This is a genomic window from Fimbriimonas sp. LA-C6 (assembly GCF_055398105.1).
On the sequence record NZ_AP038796.1, the window covers coordinates 489,888 to 513,138 of the forward strand.

At 53.8% G+C, this 23,251-nt stretch carries 21 protein-coding genes; 10 read left to right on the plus strand and 11 right to left on the minus strand.

The features are described from left to right. Window positions 1-11 precede the first annotated feature (11 nt). The 7 genes from ACZ51B_RS02385 to ACZ51B_RS02415 form a co-directional block, all read right to left on the minus strand. Complete coding sequence (locus ACZ51B_RS02385) at window positions 12-1,355, minus strand: UDP-N-acetylmuramoyl-tripeptide--D-alanyl-D-alanine ligase (RefSeq protein ID WP_464295633.1); 1,344 nt, start codon at window positions 1,353-1,355, stop codon at window positions 12-14. Next, window positions 1,352-2,839, minus strand: a complete 1,488-nt coding sequence (locus ACZ51B_RS02390) for a UDP-N-acetylmuramoyl-L-alanyl-D-glutamate--2,6-diaminopimelate ligase (protein ID WP_464295634.1) — start codon at window positions 2,837-2,839, stop codon at window positions 1,352-1,354. Before ACZ51B_RS02390 ends, ACZ51B_RS02385 begins: the two co-directional genes overlap by 4 nt. Next, a complete protein-coding gene (locus ACZ51B_RS02395) occupies window positions 2,817-4,721 on the minus strand; it encodes a peptidoglycan D,D-transpeptidase FtsI family protein (RefSeq protein ID WP_464295635.1) in 1,905 nt (634 codons plus the stop codon). The genes ACZ51B_RS02390 and ACZ51B_RS02395 overlap by 23 nt, the downstream gene beginning before the upstream one ends. Continuing rightward, complete coding sequence (locus ACZ51B_RS02400; protein WP_464295636.1) at window positions 4,705-5,148, minus strand: hypothetical protein; 444 nt, start codon at window positions 5,146-5,148, stop codon at window positions 4,705-4,707. Before ACZ51B_RS02400 ends, ACZ51B_RS02395 begins: the two co-directional genes overlap by 17 nt. A 51-nt stretch (window positions 5,149-5,199) precedes the next feature. Beyond that, a complete protein-coding gene (rsmH, locus tag ACZ51B_RS02405; protein ID WP_464295637.1) occupies window positions 5,200-6,087 on the minus strand; it encodes a 16S rRNA (cytosine(1402)-N(4))-methyltransferase RsmH in 888 nt (295 codons plus the stop codon). A gap of 8 nt (window positions 6,088-6,095) precedes the next feature. Further along, on the minus strand, window positions 6,096-6,581 hold the full coding sequence (locus ACZ51B_RS02410) for a division/cell wall cluster transcriptional repressor MraZ (protein ID WP_464295638.1): 486 nt from the start codon (window positions 6,579-6,581) through the stop codon (window positions 6,096-6,098). A 379-nt stretch (window positions 6,582-6,960) separates the two neighbouring features. Continuing rightward, complete coding sequence (locus tag ACZ51B_RS02415) at window positions 6,961-8,805, minus strand: ABC transporter ATP-binding protein (protein WP_464295639.1); 1,845 nt, start codon at window positions 8,803-8,805, stop codon at window positions 6,961-6,963. Between the two features lie 436 nt (window positions 8,806-9,241). Between ACZ51B_RS02415 and ACZ51B_RS02420 the strand changes: the two genes are divergently transcribed. From ACZ51B_RS02420 to ACZ51B_RS02450, 7 genes are all read left to right on the plus strand, one after another. Next, complete coding sequence (locus ACZ51B_RS02420) at window positions 9,242-11,185, plus strand: homocysteine S-methyltransferase family protein (RefSeq protein ID WP_464295640.1); 1,944 nt, start codon at window positions 9,242-9,244, stop codon at window positions 11,183-11,185. A gap of 44 nt (window positions 11,186-11,229) precedes the next feature. After that, a complete protein-coding gene (locus ACZ51B_RS02425) occupies window positions 11,230-11,904 on the plus strand; it encodes an FKBP-type peptidyl-prolyl cis-trans isomerase (protein WP_464295641.1) in 675 nt (224 codons plus the stop codon). Between the two features lie 3 nt (window positions 11,905-11,907). Then, the gene (locus ACZ51B_RS02430; protein WP_464295642.1) at window positions 11,908-12,225 is read left to right on the plus strand and encodes an FKBP-type peptidyl-prolyl cis-trans isomerase; all 318 of its coding nucleotides are present in this window, start codon (window positions 11,908-11,910) and stop codon (window positions 12,223-12,225) included. 123 nt (window positions 12,226-12,348) lie between these two features. Beyond that, on the plus strand, window positions 12,349-12,834 hold the full coding sequence (locus ACZ51B_RS02435) for a DinB family protein (RefSeq protein WP_464295643.1): 486 nt from the start codon (window positions 12,349-12,351) through the stop codon (window positions 12,832-12,834). A 63-nt stretch (window positions 12,835-12,897) separates the two neighbouring features. After that, window positions 12,898-14,010 carry an Mrp/NBP35 family ATP-binding protein gene (locus ACZ51B_RS02440; RefSeq protein ID WP_464295644.1) on the plus strand — a complete coding sequence of 371 codons (1,113 nt, stop codon included), beginning with the start codon at window positions 12,898-12,900 and terminating at the stop codon, window positions 14,008-14,010. 184 nt (window positions 14,011-14,194) lie between these two features. Further along, a complete protein-coding gene (locus ACZ51B_RS02445; RefSeq protein WP_464295645.1) occupies window positions 14,195-15,337 on the plus strand; it encodes a sensor histidine kinase in 1,143 nt (380 codons plus the stop codon). Continuing rightward, entirely contained in the window at window positions 15,330-15,992 is a 663-nt protein-coding gene (locus tag ACZ51B_RS02450) for a response regulator (protein WP_464295646.1), read from the plus strand. The genes ACZ51B_RS02445 and ACZ51B_RS02450 overlap by 8 nt, the downstream gene beginning before the upstream one ends. A 17-nt stretch (window positions 15,993-16,009) precedes the next feature. On the opposite strand, the gene ACZ51B_RS02455 is transcribed toward ACZ51B_RS02450, so the two are convergent. The 3 genes from ACZ51B_RS02455 to ACZ51B_RS02465 are packed head-to-tail and all read right to left on the minus strand — an operon-like array spanning window position 16,010 to window position 20,058. Then, window positions 16,010-16,387, minus strand: coding sequence for a hypothetical protein (locus ACZ51B_RS02455; protein ID WP_464295647.1), 378 nt, complete (start codon window positions 16,385-16,387; stop codon window positions 16,010-16,012). Next, the gene (locus ACZ51B_RS02460) at window positions 16,384-18,957 is read right to left on the minus strand and encodes a DUF5695 domain-containing protein (RefSeq protein ID WP_464295648.1); all 2,574 of its coding nucleotides are present in this window, start codon (window positions 18,955-18,957) and stop codon (window positions 16,384-16,386) included. The genes ACZ51B_RS02455 and ACZ51B_RS02460 overlap by 4 nt, the downstream gene beginning before the upstream one ends. A 54-nt stretch (window positions 18,958-19,011) precedes the next feature. Next, window positions 19,012-20,058 carry a Gfo/Idh/MocA family protein gene (locus ACZ51B_RS02465; protein ID WP_464295649.1) on the minus strand — a complete coding sequence of 349 codons (1,047 nt, stop codon included), beginning with the start codon at window positions 20,056-20,058 and terminating at the stop codon, window positions 19,012-19,014. A gap of 13 nt (window positions 20,059-20,071) precedes the next feature. On the opposite strand from ACZ51B_RS02465, the gene ACZ51B_RS02470 reads away from it, so the two are divergent. Continuing rightward, window positions 20,072-20,671: a hypothetical protein gene (locus ACZ51B_RS02470; RefSeq protein ID WP_464295650.1), complete on the plus strand. Its 600-nt coding sequence runs from the start codon at window positions 20,072-20,074 to the stop codon at window positions 20,669-20,671. Window positions 20,672-20,733: 62 nt separating this feature from the next. On the opposite strand, the gene ACZ51B_RS02475 is transcribed toward ACZ51B_RS02470, so the two are convergent. Further along, window positions 20,734-21,162: a hypothetical protein gene (locus ACZ51B_RS02475; RefSeq protein WP_464295651.1), complete on the minus strand. Its 429-nt coding sequence runs from the start codon at window positions 21,160-21,162 to the stop codon at window positions 20,734-20,736. 323 nt (window positions 21,163-21,485) lie between these two features. Here ACZ51B_RS02475 and rpsB point away from each other — a divergent pair, with 323 nt between their 5' ends. After that, the gene (gene rpsB, locus ACZ51B_RS02480; RefSeq protein ID WP_464295652.1) at window positions 21,486-22,301 is read left to right on the plus strand and encodes a 30S ribosomal protein S2; all 816 of its coding nucleotides are present in this window, start codon (window positions 21,486-21,488) and stop codon (window positions 22,299-22,301) included. After that, window positions 22,301-23,107, plus strand: coding sequence for a translation elongation factor Ts (tsf, locus tag ACZ51B_RS02485; RefSeq protein ID WP_464295653.1), 807 nt, complete (start codon window positions 22,301-22,303; stop codon window positions 23,105-23,107). Before rpsB ends, tsf begins: the two co-directional genes overlap by 1 nt. Window positions 23,108-23,251: the final 144 nt, after the last annotated feature.

Here is a 23,251-nt window from a genome sequence, read left to right on the forward strand (position 1 = left end):
ACCTGCATGAACTATTCCAAACCCTCCAAGGATCGCTCCAACTCTAGCGCACGACTTCCCTTGATCAAAATCACGTCGCCGGACGATACACCTTTTAAGAACTCCCGCACGTCTTCCAGATCTTTCGCGAGTTTCCAGGGGGTCTCCGAGAGCTGTTCCGCCGCAAACTTCATCGGCTCACCGACGAAAACAACTTCATCGATTCCTGAGGCCTTTAGGCAATCTCCGACAGACCGATGCGCCTGCTCCGTTTGATCCCCAAGCTCTCGCATCTCACCGATGACCGCCAATCGACGTCCCGTCACGGGCAGCTCTTTCAGCGTCTCGATAGACGCAATCATGCTGGGCGGGCTGGCGTTATAGTTGTCCAGCAGCAATGTCCCACCTCGAAACGGCCGTGTCTCCATGCGCATTGGCGGGAGCGTGGCTGATCGAATACAGGCCGCAGCCTCTGCCACGTCTATGCCGAGCTGATGGGCAACCAGCACTGCCGAGGCGGCATTCAGGGCGAGATGCCGTCCGACCGCTGGGAGTCGGCACTCCCACTTATTCCCAAACAGTTCTCCGTGCACCAACGCCTCTTCTAAGCCCACAGCCTGATAACCCAGCACGCGGCAATCGGCCTTTTCGGAATAGCCAAACGTGACAATCTCTTTTTCGCCGCACCTCGATTTGAGGGAGTCGAAGAAGTCGTCTTCCTGCCAAAGCACTGCAATTCCGTCTTCAGGAAGAGCATCTAAGAGTTCGCCTTTCGCTTGGGCTATCCCCTCACGCGATCCCACTTGAAGAAGGTGCGAGTATCCAATGTTGGTAATCAACCCAATGTTTGGCTTCGAAATACGGGCGAGGTGCTCAATCTGCCCAAACCCTCGCATGGCCATTTCTACAACAACGGCTTTGGTCTCGGAGCTCAAATAGGACCAGAGCAGTGGGCTGGTGTACTCTGTGTTGCGGTTACCGTCGGTCTTGAGGATTGAACCAAGGGGCGAGAGTGCAGCGGCTAAGAACTCTTTTGTCGTCGTCTTCCCCGCGCTACCCGTGATTCCAACGACTGGCCCGTGAAAGCCGTCACGCATGTGTTTCCCAAACCGCGCCAAAGCCACGACAACACTCTCAACCAGGATGTACGGTGCATCAACAGGCCGCTCAGTGAGAACGCAAATCGCGCCGGAATTGACCGCTTCTGGAGCGTAGTCCGCGCCATCTACCTTAGCCCCTTTGATCGCAATGAACACGTCGCCGTGTTTCACATGTCGGTTATCTGTAGCGAAGCCTTTGATCGGCCTATTGCCGAGTCCGACAGATGGCGTCCCACCAATGATCGAGGCAAATTGATCCAAGGATATTGCGATCAAGGCTTCCTCGCTTCCAGCGCTTCTTTCGCCATCAAACGATCATCCATTGGATACTTGGTACGACCAATGATCTGGTAGTTCTCGTGCCCTTTGCCAGCAATGACCACAACATCCCCTGGTTCGGCTACTGAGATGGCGTGTTGGATAGCTTGCTTTCGATCGATGATCGCGACGCTGTCCTTCCCTGGGACAATGCCGGTGAGTACCTCCGCAAGAATCGCTTCGGGATCTTCCGTTCGAGGATTGTCGCTGGTCACCACGGTGAGATCACTTCTCTGGCTTGCCGAACGCGCCATTTTCGGTCTCTTTGTTGGATCACGGTCTCCACCGCAACCGAATACCGTGATGATCTTATTTGGTTTAAGCTCAATTACTGAATCGAGCAGCTTCTCAAGCGCATCGTGGGTGTGGGCGTAGTCCACCAGCACTCCAATACCGAGATCGTTAGGGACAGCCTCAAATCGGCCAGGGACCGGGTGAACGGCAGGAAGCACAGCCATGATCTCGGCGATGGTGTAACCCAGCGCGTGAACACCAGCCACCGCACTCAACGTGTTGTAGACATTGAAGTTTCCACCGAGTCGGACCTGCGCGACACCGCGATCCTCTCCGTGCGCAATCTCGATTTCAATCGAATCCACCTTGACAGAATGCGCTTGGGCGGTGATATCGGCATCTCCAACCAAGGAGTAGCCTAGCAAGTCTCCCCGTGTTCGCCATTGAGCACCCGTGGCATCATCAATATTAACAACCCCTGTAAACCGTTTCTCTGTCTGCTTGGGTAGTTCATCAAACAGCCGCCACTTGGCTTTCTCGTACTCATCCATGGTCTTATGGAAGTCGAGGTGGTCTTGAGTTAGGTTTGTAAAAACGGCTGAGTCGAACTCAAGTCCATCAGCCCTTAACTCAGCAAGTGCGTGCGACGAGATTTCTAAGGTGAGTGCATTTACGCCTTTATTCCGGGCCTCCGCAACAAGATTATAAAGCTCAACCGCGAAGGGCGTCGTATTGTTCAACTCGCGCTCTTCGCCCGGTAGCTGAATCCCGAGGGTTCCAATGTAGCCTGCCCTCAAACCCAGTGCATTGAGGATGTCCCTCATTAACCAAGCAGTGGTGGTCTTTCCGTTCGTTCCCGTGACCCCAATGAGCTTCATGTTCCGCGTTGGATGCTGGAAGAATGCGTCACAAAGTCTCCACAGCGACCTTTGGAACTCAGTCTTATCTTCCGGAAACCGCACATAGGCAATCCCGGCAGCTTTTGCATGCTCAACCCCAGCCTGCGAGTACACCAGCGCAGCAGTCGCACCCATCTGCGCAGCGGCACCAATAAACTGCTCGCTCTCGCGAGTCATTCCTGGCATACATACAAAGATCGCGCCAGGCTTGGCCTGCCGCGAATCGATGGTCATTGCTGTCAGCGATGCATCCCCTTCGATAGAGACGGGACTCACCGTGGCAGCGTCAATTAGCTCTCTTAACGTCACGTTTTTTCCTAACTTGAATCTGTGGGCCCGATCCTGCAAGGCTCTTCGATTGGTCTACAGAAGGTACCCGCGTCGCCACGGTTGGTGCGGTTGCTGGGATCTGGAACCTTCGGATAGCGGCTTGTGCAATCTCTTTAAACACGGGACCTGCAACGACGCCACCATGGACCTCACCGGCACCTGGCTTGTTGACCATTACAAGAATCTCGACCTTCGGCTTGTCCGCTGGGACAAAGCCAATGAAGTTACTCACGTTGCCGTCCTGAGTCTTCGCCAGCTTCTGAGCAGTTCCCGTCTTTCCACCCAGTCGGTATCCAGGAATCCTGAGACTTCTTGCGGTACCGTGTGAATCCTCAAAGGTCTGTTCCATCGCCTCAAGCACATAGTTGCAACTCTGGGCAGTCAGCACCTGTTTGCCAGGTTCAGGGGCGATGACCTTGCGACCAATCTGCTTGATCAGCCTTGGTTCCATCCGAACACCGCCGTTGGCGATCGTGCCGAACGCTCCGGCCAGAGCGACCGGCGTCACGTTGATACTCTGACCAAAACCAACAATGGCCAACTGTAGCTGAGGCGCTGGACTCTTCTGCTGGAACAGTGCTGCCTGGGCACCCTTTAAACCAAGCTGTGGCTTTCGCAAAAGCCCAAGGTCCTTCATGTACTGAATGAAAGGGTCACGCTTGACTGCCAAAGCCCAGTGAGCGGCGGAAATATTGCAACTTCTGGAGATAGCCTGTGAAACAGTGATGTCCCCGTGCGCTCGACCACTTGCGTGCAGATCACACCGAATAGGCTTTGCACGTTTGAAGGCTTTCCACTCACCTGCGCAGGCCAAGTGATCACCCCAATGAACAACTCCATCGTTGAGTGCTTTCGCAAGAGTCAAAACCTTAAACATGGAGCCAGGCTCCAACGCACTCATGTAGGCCTGGTTGAGCCCGCCGTGTTTCCCGAGAGTAGCGTAGCTTCCATCTTCATCGTACGGCTTGAATGAAGGCCAGTTCGCCATGGCTAGAATGTCTCCAGTGCTCGGATCGAGCACGATGGCAACGCCACTTTCGGCCTTTTCTTTTTCGACTGCCTTACGAATCGCGAGACTCGCCACGGACTGCATCTCGCTGTCGATGGTGAGGACCACCTTTTCACCATCTGTGCGCTTCGACTTTTCTTCGTTCACCCGCATGGGAAGGAAGTATCCGTTGCGATCGGCGACCCCAATCTTGACCCCATCTGTTCCTTTCAGATGGTCGTCCAAGCTAGCCTCCATGCCGGTCAATAAGTCGGTCACGTAGTAGGGCTTGCTTGCGGGCGGAGGACCAAGCTTTTCATAAAGCGCCTGATAACCACGGTCGCCCTTTTGGACCACATTGTAATCCTTGCGAATAACGCCTACCAAGCAAGAGGCCACATCTCCAAAGGCGTACTCACGACGTCCAGTGCGATTTGCGGAAACACCGTCAGCTCGCCAGAACCGTCGAACCCGATCAATATCTGGCTTCTGGGTGTTGCTGACAGATTGCGGCCAAATACGAGTTTCCGCACCAGACGCCGCCATCTCTTTGAACTCGGTTGCAGGGATACCTGTAGCCTCGGCGAGATCCATCCAGAACGCGTCGGTCTTGGGGCACTTATTGAAGTTAACAGTTAGATCGTAGCTCTCTTCATCACGTGCCAGATATTTGCCATCTGCTGTAAGGATCGCGCCCCGCGAGGCGTAATCGTGCTGAGTGAGTTCGTAGCGTTTCGTTTTGTTTGCAAGGTCAATTGTGTGACCGCGCTCTAGGGTTTGTTTGCCAATTTGGCTCCCTAGAGCGCCTGCAAAGCAGAGTCCGATGCCAAGCACCGTAAACTGCTGGCGTTTTGAATCAACGCGCGGAGGCATCGACCGACTCCGGAGTCTTGGTTCCTGCCTGAGCATTGGATGCCACCACATCTCCGCTTACGAACTCGTGAGCAAGTGCCCATTCTCTAATCTTGTCAGGACGCATCATCTCATCAAGACGATTGCGAAGCACCGCTTCGGAGCGCACAGCAGCTCGAGTTCGCTGAATTGCCGCAATTTGCTGTCGCCGCATCTGCTCCACCTGAACCTGACCAACCAGACAGCTTGCTGCCCACGTTGCGGCAGCAATGAGAGTGAACGAACCCATATAGCCCAGAACTTCGGCTGAAGCGTTCGTTTTGACTTTCGCGCGTCGGGCAACACGAGTACGGGGCATTGCTGGCGATTCCAGCACCACGTAACCAGATCTATCGCGAGCGGTTGTTCGCGTAGGAGTTTCAATATCGATAATCGGTAATGCGCTCATCCTGAGACTAATCCTTTAATTCAAACTATGGCGACTTTCGCCCAACCGATCCTAAGCAGGCACTTTCTTCAAAGCGCGCATCTTAGCACTACGACTACGAGGGTTGCGCGCCACCTCTTCCGTGGATGGCTGCAACGGTTTCTTAGTTAATTCTACAAAACCTTCTTGTGCAAGGTCCTTAAATGCGATCTTTGTCGCTCTATCTTCACCACTGTGATAACTGAGTACAACTAATACTCCGTTATCTGCCAATGATCGAGCTGCTCCCCGAACCGCGTCGTCTAAACCTTCTAATTCTCTATTGACTGCAATTCGAACTGCTTGAAAAGTCCGAGTTGCTGGATGGATTCTCTTATCTCTTGCCTTTGCCGGAATCGTCGCCAAGACCGCATCCACTAAATCCTGAGTTGTTCTCAAAGGTTTGTCTTTACGTATCTCAACAATCTTTCTTGCAATGGCTCGAGCCCATCGCTCGTCTCCATACTCAAACAAGATCTTCTCTATCTCATTTGGGCTCAACCTATTCAGTAGAGCCGCAGCGGTTTCACCACTGCTTCTGTCCATGCGCATGTCCAAAGGGCCTTCCACTTTGAATGCGATACCACGCGTGGCATCGTCGATCTGCGCACTGTTCAAACCCAGATCTAGAAGGATCCCATCAGCCTTCAAGCCCAGGCTATTCATTACCGCTTCCATCCCTCGGTAGTCCGAGTGAACGAGATGGTAGATAATCCCCTTCTGTTCGCTGAGCCTCGATTTTGCTTCTGCAAGCATCGATTCATCCCAGTCCAGACCTACTACCGTCCCTTGCCCTTCAAGCTTTTCCGAGACAGCTAACGTGTGCCCGGCCAAACCGAGAGTCCCATCTGCGTACACGTAATGCGGCTTCGGCTGGAGATACTCCAGCACCTCGGCTAGCATCACTGGATCGTGTCGCATACTGACTCCTACTCGGCTTTCATATCAGCTTTAGCCTTTCGGATTAGATCCAATCGCTCTTCGCCGTACGTCTGCGGATACTTCTCGTAAACTTCGTATTCCTCTTTGGCCCAGATCTCTAATCGATCTCCGCAACCTACCAGAAGAACCTTTTCTTTTAGCTTGGCTGCTTCACGCATCTTACGAGGAACGACCACTCGACCCTGCTGATCGAAGTTCAATTCATCTTCAGCGTTACCTAACACCAAACGCGTATACATTTGCCTACCTAAACTAGTAGGGTCCTTTGAAAGAACGTCTTCTACAATGGCTTCCCACGTTTCTGCGGGATATGCATAGAGACATCCGTTATCTCCGATGCACATCGTAAAGTCAGTGCCAAGACGATCTCGTTTCTTCTTGCCAACGAGGATCCTTCCTTTGTCATCAATAATCGCTTCATCCGTGCCGAGCAAGGCTTTTGGTTTTTGACCATTTTCTGCCTTGGCTAACATTTGCGATTACCTCGTTACAAGAAGAACTTAATGCGGACGACTTCTGCATCCATGCTCGTCGTCCGCGAATTCTGGGATGAGCACCCCGCCCTTCCCGGCGAGACCAAAACCCTCATGGCTCTCGTCTCCACCTGAATGGGATTATGCTGGGAATGAACTGGGAATGCAACTACTTTTTCTCTAATTGTTGGGGTTTTTAACAAGAAAAGTAGGATAAATTACACACATGTAGACGCAATGATACATGTTCCACTACGCATTCTACTAAAGGGATAATTGGTTCAGAAACGGCCTCTTCTAGGGTTCTTGAACGTAATGAGGCGACAAATGACCGGAAGTGGAGAAAAGTGGAGGACTGGTCCCAGTCAAAACCTAGAAATCAGTTGGTAGAGGCTTCGAGAGCGCTCTTGAACTGCTCTTCGTATAGATCGCGGTAAACGCCATCCTTCTGGACCAACTGCTGGTGAGAGCCAATATCGACGATCTGTCCATCATCGACAATGACGATCCGGTCAGCTTCTACTACGGATGAAAGGCGGTGGGCGATGATGAATGTGGTTCGGCCCTTCATCACGACCCGCAGAGCATCCTGAACACGGGCCTCTGTTTCGCCATCAAGAGCACTGGTTACGTCGTCGAGAATGAGGATCTTTGGATCGGTAACTAATGCGCGGGCCAATGCTAGCCGCTGCTTCTGACCGCCAGAAAGCTTGATGCCGTCCTCTCCAATCATAGTCTCGTACCCGTCTGGAAGCCCCATCACGAATTCATGGAGGTCCGCAGCCTTCGCCGAGTTAATCGCCTCCTCATCGGTGGCATCATGGTTCCCATACTTGATGTTCTCCATGATGGTCACACTGAACAGGACATTTTCCTGGGCCACCATGCTCACCTGCCGCCGTAAGGTCTCCAAGCGAACGTCGCGAAGATCGAATCCATCAATGGTCACTCGGCCCTTCGTAGGGTCGTAGAACCGCATCAGCAGGTTCATCATCGTGGTCTTCCCTGCTCCGCTATGGCCCACCAGTGCGATCACCTCGCCGGCTTCCACCTTGAGGTTGATATCGTGGACAACGGGATTGTCCTCCATATAGGCAAAGGAGACGTTGTCAAAAAGAACCTCACCTCGAATAGTTGGCAAGGGTAAGGCACCCGCCTTGTCTTCGATATCGGGGCGGGTATCAAGCGTTTGGAACACTCGGTCCATCGCCGACACTGCCCATTGCAATGCATTGTTGAAATCGACCACTCGGACAGCAGGATTGAATACAAATCCGATATAGAAGGTCATGGCAACCAGCTTGCCAGCGGTCATCTCGCCATGCTGTACCAGAGAACCGCCATACGCATAAACCACACCAGTGCCAAGCGCACTCACCACGCCCGAAACCAATCCTAGTCGCCTATTAAGGTGAACCTGACGCATGTCAACGTCAAACTTCGCCTTGACGCTGGCCATGAAGCTGTCACGTTCATAGTTCTCTCGTACGAACGCCTTAACCACTGCAATGCCTGCGATCTTCTCCGAGAGCTTTCCAAGCATCTCGTCCCACAGTCGCCGCTGTTCGTTGCTCACCTCGCGGATGTGCTTAAGGAACGCGAGATAGCTGATTACATAGAACGGAACCAGAAGGATGATGACGGTGGCAAGCCGCCACTCCATGAAGAACAACATTCCAAGGACAGCAACCAGAGTCACTAAGTCCGTGATGAACTGTACGAGCTGCCCCTGGATCAAGCCTTGAATCAGCTCAATGTCGCCCGTGACGCGGGCCATGATCTTTCCAGTCTGGGTCTGGTTATGATAGGCAAGGCTCAGGCGCTGAAGATGCCGCCAAGTGGCAAACCTCAAATCGAAAACAAACCGGTGCCCGATCCACGTGACCATGTAGCTATTGAAGTAGCTGAGGACATTGCGAAGTCCGACGATGGCGACCAGAGCAATTGCGGTCCAAAGGAGAATTCTCGGTGCCGTCTCATCGGCGAATTTGATGAGATCATCCGCCTTTTGGTTGAGAACAACGGAATCCTTGGCTTCCAGACGAATAGCTTTCGCCTGCTTACGCGCGTTCAGCGCTGGCTGGATCGAGTTATCGATCGCAAGTTGATACACTCGGGGAGGCAGGATTTGGAGCAGCGTCACTAAAAGCGTGAGCACCACGGCAAGAGCAACCCTCACACGGTAGGGTCTCAAAATCAGAAGGGTGCGCCGAAATGATCGCACCCCATAGTTTGGACAGTTCTAGGCTGGCAGACGCAACAGTTTAAGGAACTTAATTGAGTTTATAACTCAGACAGAATTGTTATTGTCCGCTGTTTGCTTCAGAGCGTCTTTAAACAACCCCCAAGCCCCCACAATAGAAGCCAAGCAAACAGTGACGCACACGACGTTGTACATTGCGTTGTTCTCTCCCCTTTCCTCGGCACCAGTGGCACCACAGCATGAATGCCGCAACCAATGACACGTTCGGCTAGGGTTCCTACCAGGTGCGCTTTGAATCCGGCACGCTTGCTGACAGCCAACTTACGGGCTGGCAAATCTTCGTTAAGTACATGTAGCGGTATGGAATTTGGATTCGTTTCATTGGCAACTTGTCCAATTCAACTCAGGAAAGTTCAAATTGCTGGGTAGCACAACCCGCTACAGTACAATAAAGAACGTGGACTCCCTACTTCTTCAATCACTTGCAGAACGCGTTCTCATCTACGACGGCGCTATGGGAACTCAGATCCAGGGGGCAAGTCTCACCAACGACGACTTCATTCTGCGCCCGTCACCAAAATACAGCGCTGCCGTAAACGCGGCCGCTGAGCGTGTAGGCGAAACCCTCCACGACGGATGCAACGAGCTCCTCGTCCTCACACGTCCCGAGGTCATTGAGGAGATCCATGGCGCCTATTTCAAAGCAGGCTCGGACATGGTGGAGACCAACACATTCGGTTCAACCTCCATCGTCCTCGGCGAGTACGGCATCGAAGACCTCGTTTATGACATTTCGCTTGAGGCAGCAAAGATCGCCAGACGCGCAGCAGACAAGCACTCCACTCCCGACAAACCGAGGTTTGTTGTGGGCGCACTGGGACCAGGCACCAAGCTGGTATCGCTCGGCCAAACCAACTGGCAAGAGCTAGAGAGCACCTATACCGAGTCGTTCCGCGGACTCTTAGAAGGGGGCGCGGATGCTCTCTTGCTCGAAACACTCCAAGACCTACTCATGGTTAAAGCGGGAATTGTTTCCGCTCAGCGAGCCATGGACGAGATCGGCCGGCAAGTTCCTGTGTTCGTTCAAGTCACCATGGAACAGACAGGGACCATGCTTCTTGGCAGCGAACTCGGTGCGGCGCTGAACATGATCGAAGCGTTCCCTTGCGTGAAGGCTGTCGGAATGAACTGCGCAACAGGTCCGGTTGAAATGGCTCCTCACGTGCGATTTCTTGGGCAAAACTCCACACGACCTCTCGCTATCCAACCCAACGCGGGATTACCCATGATGGAAGGGGGCAAGGCCGTTTATAAGCTTGGTCCAGAAGACCTGGCCGAGCACCACTACCGATTTGTTACCGAGTACGGAGTCGCTCTATGCGGCGGATGTTGTGGCACCACCCCAAGCCACATCAAGGCCGTTGCGGAACGTGTCGGAGGCATGCCCCACGGCAACGTCGCGCATTGGCAGAAAGTCCGAAACATCTTCCCTGGCTTCGACTTTGAATTCAAGACCGAGGAACAAGACGAGGCACTGGCTCTTATCGGGTGCTCTTCGCTTTATCAGTTCCAGCCTTACGATCAAGACAAGTCCATCCTCATCGTTGGAGAGAAAACCAACGCAAACGGCTCAAAGGCGTTCCGCGAGATGCTGGCTGGCGAAAACTGGGAAGGGCTTACCGAGTTAGCACGTGAGTTGGAAGCAGAGGGATCACACGTCCTCGATGTCTGCACGGCCTATGTAGGACGTGACGAAGTCCGAGACATGACGACGCTCCTCTCTTACTACAACCGCCACATCCAGGTCCCAATCATGATCGACTCCACCGAGTGGCCGGTTATGGAAGCCTCCCTGCAGACCGTCGCTGGGAAACCGATTGTGAACTCGATCAACTTTGAAGACGGCGAAACCAGACCGCGAAAGGTGCTGAGCCTCGTCAAGAAGTACGGCGCTGCCGTCGTCGCTCTCACCATCGACGAGCTTGGAATGGCGAAGACGGTTGAGAAGAAAGTAGAAGTCGCAGAGCGGCTCCTGAAGCTAACTCGGGAGTACGGCATTGCGGATCACGATGTGTTCCTCGACTGCCTCACGTTCACACTGGGATCAGGTGAGGAAGAGTTCCGCAAGTCCGGAATCGACACCATCGAAGCGATCCGCGAAGTGAAGCGACGCCACCCACACGTGAACACGATTCTCGGAATCTCGAACGTCAGCTTTGGTTTGAAACCGGCAGCTCGTCAAATCATCAATTCGGTATTCCTCTCCTACTGTCGAGAAGCTGGATTAACCTCCGCAATTGTCCACTTCAGCAAGATCCAGCCAGAAAACCGAATCGAGCCAGACATCTGGAAGTTGGCATCGGATCTGGTTTACGACAAACGAGAATTCGCCAACGCATAAATAGAAAGGCTACAAAGTGGTAGCCTTTTCAGATGCACGTTCCTATGCTTTTGCTCACTCTAGGACTCCTCACGTCGGGTCCTAAGGTCGAGATCAAGAATACAAAGATCGGAAAAGGACCTGCCGCGAAAGTGGGCGATGTCCTCATTATGGAATACACCGGTCGCCTCAAGAAAGGTGGCAAGCAGTTCGATACATCGAAAGGCCGAGCACCATTCGCATTTGTCCTCGGCGCAGGTCAAGTGATCAAAGGCTGGGATCAGGGTCTTCTGGGAATGAAGGTTGGTGGCAAGCGAACACTGACCATTCCTGCCTCATTGGCATACGGATCGCGAGAGATGGGAAGCGACATTCCAGCGAATTCGGATCTCGTATTCGACGTGGAACTGGTCAAGATCATGACGGTCAAGACGCTCCGACCAGGCAAAGGAAACGGCGCACACCGCGGCGACCAAGTAACGCTCAACTACCGCGGCACTCTTGCCAACGGCAAAGAGTTCGACTCCAGCTACGGCAAGACACCATTCCAGTTCACACTGGGTGCCCGCATGGTCGTGCAAGGATTCGACCTCGGTGTAGAAGGCATGAAGGTCGGCGAGAAGCGACATATCGAAATCCCTCCGTACCTGGGCTATGGTGAGCGCGGAGCAGGCGGAGTGATTCCACCCAACGCAACCATCATCTTCGATCTGGAGCTGCTGGAGATTTCGAAAGGTTAATTTATGATTGAAATTGAAGAACTAGGCGCGGGCGAAGGTCCGGGCGTGAAAGATGGCGATACTGTAGAAATTCACTACACAGGCACCTTTGAAGACGGATCGACTTTCGACAGCAGCCGCGGTCGTGGGACATTTAGCTTCAAAGTAGGCGCTGGCCAAGTCATCAAGGGCTTCGACATGATGGTCCTCGGCATGCAGGTCGGTGGTCGCCGCAAAGCGACTATCCCTTCCAACCTCGGCTATGGCGAGCGCGGAGCGGGCGGAGTCATTCCACCCAACGCTACCCTCGTTTTCGATGTGGAAATCGTCTCGATTAAATAGCCAATCTTCACAAATTTGGGGGCGATGAAAATCACCCCCAAATTGAAGTAATTCATCACCTTTCCGCTGCGCGCATGAGCTAACCTGACCTTGTAAGGCAATTCAAGGAGCCTCCCTAAAACCATGCAAATCGCAGACATCTTAGCGTACAGCGACAACTGCAACCGTCTACTGCAAAAGTTCCTCACGGAGCACCCTGAGGCGTTCGACCAGCCATTCGAAACACTCAGCAACTTCAAGTCAATCCGAGAACTCATGGCTCATAGCATTGGCACCGAGCGACGCTGGACCGCAAGACTTCAAGGCAATCCGGTAACCCGATACGAAGACAATGCCCCGACAGATATGGAGCAAATTTTCGCGGACTTCTGGACAACGCGCGCCAATACGCGAGACCTCTTGGTGAAACTAGGCGACCAAGGAATGAACGAACCCATCTCCTACGAGCTTCCTAACTGGAACCACGCTGGAGTTCTCACTGCAGAGGAGATTCTATTCCATATCCTCAACCACGAGAACTACCACCGAGGCCAGATCAACATGGCTCTCCAAAGAAGCAACATCGATGCGCTGAACTTCGATTATCCGTTCCTCAACGCGCACGCATAAACCTTACTGGGCGGCCGATCTTGCCGTGACCGCCCACAACACCCTGGTACCCTAGAGGCATATATGTCCGTTAGCGAGTCCCAAGTCTTAGATGCCCTTCGCAAGGTCATCGACCCCGATCTTCACCGAGATATTGTTACACTCGGATTCGTAAAAGATGTCCAAATTGACGGCGGCAATGTCAGTTTCAAAGTCCAACTGACCACCCCAGCCTGCCCAGTTAAAGAGATCCTGCAAGAGCAATGTGAGCAGTTCGTGGGCGCACTCGAAGGAGTCTCGCAAGTCACTGTCGAGATGACTGCCCAGGTGAGACAGCGCGACACCCAACAAGACGACCTGATTCCAGGAGTCAAGAACTGCATTGCCATCGCCAGCGGTAAGGGCGGAGTTGGAAAGAGCACGGTCACGGTCAACCTCGCCATCGCACTGGCTCAGTCCGGAGCAAAAGTGGGTCTCATGGACGCAGACGTCTATGGACCCAGCATCCCGCTCATGATGGGCGCTGAGAACGAGAAGCCATTCACTCGTGAAGGAAAGATCATCCCCATCCAGCGCTACGGAATCCACATGATGTCTCTCGGATTCCTTCTGGAAGAAGGTCAGGCAGTCCTCTGGCGCGGCCCGATGGTTGCAGGCACCGTCAAGCAGCTACTCGCTGACGTTGATTGGGGTGACCTTGACTACTTACTCGTCGACCTCCCTCCTGGAACCGGCGACGCCCCGATGTCCCTGGCCCAGCTTGCCCCTTTGACCGGTGTAGTCATCGTCACGACCCCACACCACGTAGCTGCAAACATCGCAGGCAAGTCGGTACAGCTTTTCAAGCGACTCAATGCTCCGATTCTTGGCGTGGTGGAGAACATGGCCGGGTTTGTTTGTCCCAACTGCAATACCGTCACACAGATCTTCGCTGGCACCACAGGTGAAGAGCTGTCGCAGAAGCTCCAGGTTCCCTACTTAGGCAGCGTTCCTCTGGACCCCACCATCAGCGTTGCCGGAGACGATGGCATCCCAAGCCTCATCGCCAATCCCGAAAAGCACCAAGCAGTAGCCTTCCGCGAAATCGCAGGCAAGCTGGCCCAGCAGTCCAGCATCATGTCCATGACTCGCAAAGACCTCACCAAGCTAAGCTCCCCGGCCGAACGACCAAAGTTCACCGCGTCGCCGACGGAATAATCATGTTGGGGCAAAGTCGCCCCAACACAAAATAGTGGTCCCAGAAATTTAGGACGACACTCTCACTCGGTTTACAGCTACCATTGCGACTATGGCCTTGGTTCGTCGTTTAGTCCGCGACCTGATCTCCCGTCGATCGCAACACCTCGTGTTCCTGGCCCACGTCTGGGTGTTCGCCCCTTTCATGATCCCATGGCTGAGCGACCCTACGGTCCATGCGAAAGTTGGCGATGCTGCCATCGCCAAGTTGAAGCCCGTGGTCGGCGTCATCGTCCTTTACCTCGTGGTGCGCACTTACCTCGCCTGGAAGGACCCGAAGTGGCTGAAGTGGGAATATGTGTTCCCTCCCCTCGATGTGCTGCTCATCTCCTGCATCCTCTACATCAGCCATCGAGGTCCGCTCAGCAACCTCACGATGCTGTACTTCCTACCCATCATCGAGGCGTCCGGTTCTCACAAAGTGAAGTGGGCAGCCTTTGTAGGAGTGCTCGTCGTGCTGGGGACGGCTATCGCCACTTTAGAACCCCCAAGTGCCACTTACCTACCCACGAATCCGAAGATGATGCTTGACCCAGCACTCATGGGCGCAAGGCAACTCATCCAAGAAGATCCCTTGAACGCGAGCTTCCGAATCCTCTTCCTCATCGTGATCGCGAGTCTCATGACTTACCAGTCACTCATCGCCGCCGAATACCAAGCCCGTCTCGGCGTACAAGAAGATCGCAACCGCATCGCCCTAGAAATGCACGACGGCGTGCAAGGCAACCTCATCACGCTCTCTTCACAACTCGAACTCATCGGGCATATCGCAGAGCATGACTCCCCGAGGGCGAGTGAGCTGGCGAAAGAGGCGCGAGAATCCGCACGTGAGGCCGCAGATGAACTGAGGTTCCTGGTGCACAGGCTGCGTGGTCCCAGCCTCTCGGCAGGATTCGTACAGGCGCTCCGGCAATACTCCCACAACGTCTGCACCCGACACGGTATGGAATTGGAGTACACCGTCCCAAACACCCTACGCATGATGGAGGCCGAGAAAGAACAGGCCCTATTCCGAATCGCGCAGGAGTGCATGAACAACGTTCTCAAACACTCAGGAGCCACCAAACTCAGCCTCGATATCGCTGACAGCGACCACCAGATAGTGATGACGATTCGAGACAATGGAAAGGGATTCACGCCCAGCGACCACCATGAAACAGTCGGCCTCCAGAGCATGAAAGAACGGGCCGAACGAGCCGGTGGGCAGTTCCAAATCGAATCAGAAATGGGTACCGGAACAAGCGTCGTAGTAAGCTTGCCGTATATCACGAAGGATAGATATGTCTGAACCACGAATAAGAATTCTCATCGCAGAAGATGACGCGTTGCTCCGACGCACGCTCGTCGAGCTGCTCCAGTTGGAAAAGGACTTTCACGTTGTTTCCGAGTGTCCCAATGGCAAGCAAGCCCTGCAAGAAGCTGGAGTCGTGCGGCCCGACGTTGTCCTCTCAGACATAGAAATGCCTCAGATGAACGGCATCGAGGCAACCCGCCAAATCCGACAACTCCTCCCCGAAACTCAAGTCGTGATCCTTACCAAGTTTGGGGATGACGACAACGTGTTCAACGCCATCAAAGCCGGTGCTGTAGGTTATGTCCTGAAGGATGCCGGACTGGACGAAATCCGACAGGCAGTTCGCAATGCGCACGCTGGCGAAGGCTTCCTGAGCCCGGGACTGGTCTCGCGAGTCATGGCCGAGTTCACCCGAATCAGCGCCTCAGCACTCCATAACCGGCAACTGTTCACAGAACTCAGCAGGCGAGAAGTAGAGGTTTTAGAGTGCCTCTCTGCAGGCATGAAGAACTCTCAAATCGCCGATAAACTTTTCCTGAGCGAAAAAACGGTCAAGAGTCACGTTGGCAGCATTCTCAAGAAGTTGCACGTGAACGACCGGACCGAAGCCGCTTTGTTGGCACAAAAAAACGGGATCAGCCCAAACTGATCCCGCTCTGAAGGCTGTTACTTGCGCTTCTTGCCGCCACCACGGATCAAGTTCACAAACTTATAGATCCGGTACACGGCGCCGACGCCCATCAAAATCGGCGTAAACCGTTCGAGCTGTTGACCCGTATGGTTCACCGTCGACTCAGCGGTGTTCGCCACACCCTTTGCGCGATCACCCACCAGCGCTACCGTGCTCTTCACATCGGTGGCAATGCCATCGACCTTCGTCGCTACGGAGTTCACGGTGTCCAGCAGGCTATTCACCTTGGGCTGGAGCAGTTGGATCTGCATGTTCACTTTGAGCGCAATCACGATGAGAATTGCAAAGACGACGATGTTCAGGAGGAAGAACAGCCCTGAAACTACGAGCCACCACATTGGAATTTCTGTCATTGAGTCACCTTTGCCCGTACCCTCGAAGTTGAATGAGCAGGTACATCTACCTGAGCGATCATAGCACCATTGTCGGAGTGGATCACCGAACCCTCCACATCAAATTGCGATCCCCAGAGTCCTTTTACTTCGATATTGGCGCGCACTAACTTGTCCGATTTATTGGCCAGTGCCAATTCTACGAACCGTTTACGACCGTCAAAACGCACTTCCTGAATCGATACATTCTCCACATTGACCTCTAAACCGAGGTGACGCACAACCACTCGCTGCCCGATACCATCCCATGGACGAATGGTGTAGTTTTCGGTTCCCTGAGAAGCTTCCATCTCGAAGTGACAGCCAAAGGTCTGCACTCCTGCAGATCGACTGGGCATCACGTAGCTGGTCGCACCCTTCAGATAGTGAAACAGACCAAGCCCCACCGTGCCGGTAGTCCAGCTCATGCCGAACATCTTGCTCGCCGTATCCGGGCAGAAGCCCATGCTCGCCGCTCCATCGCTTCGGACCAAGGCCCAAACGCCAAGCAATCCGCCAAACATGGTTCTCAACACCGTCTCTTCGAGGTTTAGACTGTCGCGGTCAAGCATTCTCAAATACGCCGTAGAAGTGCCCACCGAACTCGGGCCAAGGCAGAGTTCGCCCTTGTCAATCGTCACGGGATGGGGCGGTGCCTCGGGCTCTTCGCTCCAACGCTTCTCAGTTCCATACCACCACCAACTAGGTGAAGCAGACCGGAACGCCAGCGCGCTACTCAATGCCCTATCCCACATCTCGCCATTCTGAGATCGATGGCTGACATAGAGAGCTTCCTCAAACCCATCGCTATTCCAGACCGAGTCTCCAGCAAATGGATATTCGCGCTTCGCAACGTTCGCCATGCGCTCATCCAAGAACTCCAAAACGTGATCAAGCTCCGCAAGAGAGCGGTAACCAGGATGGTTTACAGCCTCGTACACCCAAGACATCAACCCCAATCCATTCGCAGCCTCAAGCCGGCAATGCCGCTCAAAGCCAACAAGCACACCAAGTGCCTTCTGCCGATACTCTTCCGCCGAACGCTTCGTCTCGCCATATCCTTCGGCAACTCGAGCCAGCGAATCGTATAGGCAGAACACTAAGGGATACAAACTGGCTCGCCCAAAATGACATGCCACCGAGTTGGGATTAGGAAGCAACGCTCCCAAAGCATTGTCCGTCGGATTCAGAAGCCGGTCTTCCAGGAACACATTCAGATATCGATCAATCGCCTCGATCTGGCTCTTATCAGGGTAGATCGTGTTCTTCTCTGCCAGGAACAACACGTCCGAAAGCGAGGACTCAATGCCAAAGGGGACCGAGTAAGTCTCAGGATCCAGAATCGGCACACCTTCCTCAAGATTCGCCGCCACAATCGCCCCAAGCAACGATCCTTCATCAGTCACCACCTGGTGCTGCATGATCCAATCGGCGCGCTTCTGAATCAGCTCTTCGATCGGCTCTGTGAACAACAGATGCACTTCCGACTCGCGATCCAAGGTGTCCTCAAATGAGAGTTTCAAATCTCCGGGTTCTGATGGCTTTACAAAACAGAACCCACCGTCTTCATCCGCGTCCGTTTCTAGGTCAACGTCTCGATCCGAGAAGAACCGGGTTGGGGTTGCTCCACCGACTTCAACCGCAATTCCGACTTCTGCCGGTGCCACGGCAGACGGAAACAGCCTAACAGCGGGTCGCCCAACCGTCACCAGAGTCTGCGAAACCTGATCGCCTCTAAACCGATCCGTAGCCGCAAACCGCATTTTGTAAGTTCTGGATTCACCAGGCTCCAAAACGATACTCGTATGCCCGCCAATCCACTCGGGCCAGCCCTCGCGCTCAATGGCCGCCTGGCTGTGGACATAAACCACGGGAATACCTTGCCACCGGAAAGCGGTGTTCAAAGAAGCAGGAACGTGGTTAAAGAACTCCCACCGTGTCTCATCCCCAGGAAACATCAAAAGCCCAGGCGACTTCCCATTGAGACGCTGCGCAAGCACGTAGCTTGCGGCCCCGCCGACAAACGGATGCACCGCAACGCGGTCGTAACACATGTCTTTCAGACCCTGATCTGTCTTGGGGAAGCCTTCCAACACATTGTTCATGGCCAGCGGGAAACCAAGTTCGCCAATTTCCAGGCTCCGACGACTGCGGTTCACAATCTCCAGATCCCACGCCACCTGCGGAATGACTCCTGGGATCTCGTAAAACCTTCCAGTCGCGCGAATCTCGTCCAAGAAATTGAACTCGTACTGAAAAACCACCTCGGAAGGGTCTCCATCGTCGTCCACACGGGTAGCCGTCACATTTCGGCTCACGATCCAAGGGTCATCAGGATGGGTCCTCGCCCCAATCAGAATCGTGCCCGGGAAGTAATCTTCGCTCGTCTCCTCTCCCATTGGAAGTGGCTGACAAACAAATTGGAACTCCTCCGTCTGTTCGGGCATGGTTGGGTCGGTGACCCAAAGCTGATGTATCCGCCCACCGGGACCGAACTCCATAGAGATGAAGCTGCCTGTCAGTTCGGGCCTATCAAGGCTAAAGTCTTCCATTATTGTGCAAGGGGAATGTACCCCTCAGCAGCGATTGACTGCCGAGGGCCACAATTATAGAGGCAAAGTCAAATGAACGCCAGTATCCGCTGAACGCAGACCGGCTTCTAGAATCTCTTGAGCATCGCGACTCACTTTGGCGCTGCAAAATCCTTCGACTGGCTCGCCGGTAGAGATACAGTGCATAAAATATTCGGGGCCGTTCCGCATCGGCTCCTTCAGTGGCGCCGGTTCAATCATCTCGATGTCTTTGCCAACCCGGTGAAGAAGAACTTTGCCATCCTGTATCCAGCAAGCTCCCTCAGTCCCATAAGCGACTGTCGACGAGACCGTGGTCTTGGCAATCTCAGTCCAGCTTGCTTCGGTCATGGCAATGGCCTGTGGATACTGCATGAGGATCACCGCGTTGTCATCGGGCACTGGGTAGTCCTTGGCCAAGATGCCCCGAATACCCGTAACTCGGGTTGGCAGGCCGAGAAAACGTGCTGCAATATCTGCTCCATAGCAGCAGTAGTCCATCAGGGCACCTGCACCGTTCTTCTCCGCATCGTACAACCATCCCCAAAACGCTGGATCACAGCCGATCTCTTTGGGACCGTTGTGTGCATTGCGGCGCTTCAAGTGGAGAATTCGACCAATGGCACCCGACATCAGCTGTCTATCCCACTCTTGGAACGATGGCTCCCACACATTGGGCCAGTTGATCATCAAAACTTTGCCCGACTTATCGGCAGCAGCAACCATCCTGTTGGCTTGTTCCAACGTCGCGGCCATAGGCTTCTCGCTGAGTACGTGGGCTCCCTTACCCATAGCAGCCTCGGTGATATCCGCACATTGAGAGTTCTCACTGGCTGCCTGAACAATGTCGAGCTGCTCCGACGCGATCAACTCCTGCCATGAGTCGTACACCTTGGGTACACCCATATCCAAAGCTTTTTGGCGTAAGCGAGGATCAGCCTCACCTGCAGCAACAATCTCGACATCCGTTCGTTTGAGCCAATGAGACATCTCTCCCCAAACATGGTCGTGAACTAACGAAGCAAATCCAACTCTGAGCTTTGCCGACATGTCACGATCATACCGACCAATTTCTTGCGTCATTACACTTAGCAACATGGAAGCAACGCAACTCACGATATTGGGAGCCGGAAGTGTGCGTTGCACACCCGCCATCATCGCATCCCTAGCCACCTATTTTGGCGAACGGCCTCTTGAAATCCGGTTTTGGGACGCCGATGAAGAGCGACTCGACCTATTCGATCGTTTTGCACGCCTCTGCTTTCTGCTCCAAAAGACCAATCACAACCTAAGGTCCACCCTAGACCAATCAGAAGCACTTGAGGGCGCTCATATCGTCGTGATCTGCCTGGACGAGAATTGCGCCCACAAACAGCTCAAGACAGCAGGCATTCAGGCGACAGAAGGCAACGAAATCACGCAAGTGCTAAGCAACTTAAAGGAGGAAATATCCCAATCCGATATGATCCTCAGCCTACTTCCAGCGAGCATCAACAATCCTCTCAGCGGCTTCTATCAGCTCAACTGGCCTGCCGAGCTCGCCGAAGAAGAACGAATTGCAGTTCCCCATCAGGTGTTGCGATACATCCATCAAGAAGAGTGGCCCTACGATCTCTTTCGAGAGCACGAGTCCTCCCCGTTCAAAGCCTGGCTCAATAACTCCGACTCCGCCGAGTTCAAAATCACGGAGCCATAAACGAAAAACGCCCTGGCACCGCTGAGTGCCAGGGCTCGGAAGAGAGGGGATGCTGTTGCCTGTTAAGCTGTTGTGTCTACGTTGACGCCGGTACCAGTTGTCGAAGCAACCATAGCTTTAGCCTGATCGTCTCCGTCGTTATCGTTCCCTTGCTGACCACCGCCATGGTGAGCATGATGTGCCTGCATCTGCTGCTGAATCGAAGCAAATGCCTTCTGTGCTCCAGCTATATCTCCGGAGCTAAGAGCAGCGCCAATGCTACTCAACGGATCTTGCTGTCCGTTGCCACCCTGAGGAGCCTTCTTGTCTTTAGGAGCATCTGCCTGCACCTTTGCATAGGCTGCCTGAGCTGCCTTGAGATCTCCACTGTCTAGTGCGCTCTTCAGGTCGTCAAAGTCCTGTTTGCGCTGCTTGAATTGCGCCTGCCGAGTCTGTCCCGCGGACGAGGTCGCATCCGTTGACGCGATCGATAGTGAACCGCCGATTGCCATTATTTTTCTCCAAGAACCAATCTTTGAGAAAGTGGCTTCTTAGCAGCTCGTAATGCTAGAAACCACCTTCAATTGAATTCTCGGAAGCCAAATCCCCAAGAAGCGGGATTTCAGATCATAGGACCTTCATCCCGTATGCTCAGACCCGTATGGCATTGCGTTTGGTCTCCAGAGCCTCCCCTGGCACCGATTTGAACTCAATGGGTATACTCCCTCCCTATCACACACGGACTCGGTCGTGCCGACAGGTCCTATTTCAGCATGTCTGATCTAGGTTACGGCATGAAATTCAGCCGATCCGGAGGATAAACCTGGAGGAATATATGGCTCAACTCAGCATGAAAGAGCTTCTGGAGTCCGGCGTCCACTTTGGACACCAGACACGACGATGGAACCCGAAGATGAAGCGCTACATCTATGGCGCGCGCAACGGTATCTACATCATCGATCTGCATCAGACCATTAAGCTGTTCGAAGACGCGCTCAACTACGTGAAGCAGGTCGTCGAAGATGGCGGTACGGTTCTGTTCGTCGGTACCAAGAAGCAGGCTCAGGCAGCGATCAAAGAAGCTGCTGAGCGAAGCGGTCAGTACTTCGTTTGCGAGCGATGGCTCGGTGGAACGCTTACCAACTGGAAAACCATTCAGGGACGCGTCAACCGACTTAAGGAACTCGACCGAATGGACGCAGACGGCTACCTAGACCGACTGCCAAAGAAAGAAGCCCTCAAGCGACGCGAAGAGCGAGACGAACTGCAGCGATTCTTGGGTGGTATCCGCAACATGTCTGCGATGCCAACCATCATGTTCATCGTCGACCTCAACAAAGAGTCGATTGCTGTTAAGGAAGCGAAGAAGTTGGGCATTCCCATCGTCGCTATCGTAGATACTAACTGCGACCCCGACTTGGCTGACGTAGTCATCCCTGGAAACGACGATGCGATCCGAGCGATCCGACTCGTTACCCAGAAGGTGAGCGACGTCATTCTAGAAGCACGACCACTGAGTGACGCTCTAACAGAGGGCACAATCAGCGAGAACACAGACCTCTCCGAGATTGATGCAGCTCTGGATTACACAGCGCCAATCGATGCGGAACTGCTTCGAGCCTTCGGCGCAGATACAGAGGAAAGTAATTAATGGCGAATTACACCGCAGCAGACGTTAAAAAGCTACGAGAAGATACAGACGCTCCTATGATGGAGTGCAAAGCAGCCCTCGATGAAGCCGGTGGCGACTTCGATAAGGCAAAGGCACTTCTTCGCGAGAAGGGTAAAGCAGCTGCAGCCAAGCGAAGCGACCGAACCACAGCCGCAGGCGTGGTAGCGTTCGCAGCGTCCGCCGACAACAAAACCGTCGGTGGAGTCGTTGTTGAGTGCGAAACCGACTTCGTGGCTCGAAACGACGACTTCGTCGCGATTGCACAGCTGATCGCAGAAATCGTTCGCGACAACGCGACCTACCCAGATGCAGCTATCAAGGAAATCACTGACGGCGCCGTGGCAAAGATCCGAGAGAATATCAAAGTTACTCGGCACATCCGGTTCGCAGGAGACAACACCGTTCTCTCCTACGTACACCACGATCGAACCAAGGGTGCCGCTGTAGTTGTAGAAGGCGAAGCTACCGAAGCCGTGCGAAAGGTTGCGATTCAGGCCGTGGCATTCCCTCCACAGGTTCTCCGAAAGGAAGATCTGTCCCAGGAGAAGCTAGACGCTGAGATCGAAATCGAAACCCAGCGCGCCATCAACGAAGGAAAGGACGAGAAGATCGCCCGGAACATCGCTCAGGGCCGCGTGAACAAAGAGTTCATCAAGCAGGCAGCCCTGCTCGAGCAGCCATTCTACGCCGATGCAAGCAAGAGCGTAGCCCAGTACCTAGCCGAAGAGGCCAAGGGCTCTAAGGTTGTCGAGTTCGTCTACCTCGCAGTTGGACAGTCCGCTTAAGTAACCGAACAAACCAAGGCCGCCAAGCACCACTGCTTGGCGGCTTTTTTGTGCCTGGCACATGGTGTACAAGTGCCATCCAGCACAACCACCCTTAAAAGTACTTGCCTCTAAAAAGGCCAAGTGTTACGCTCGAACCTCACT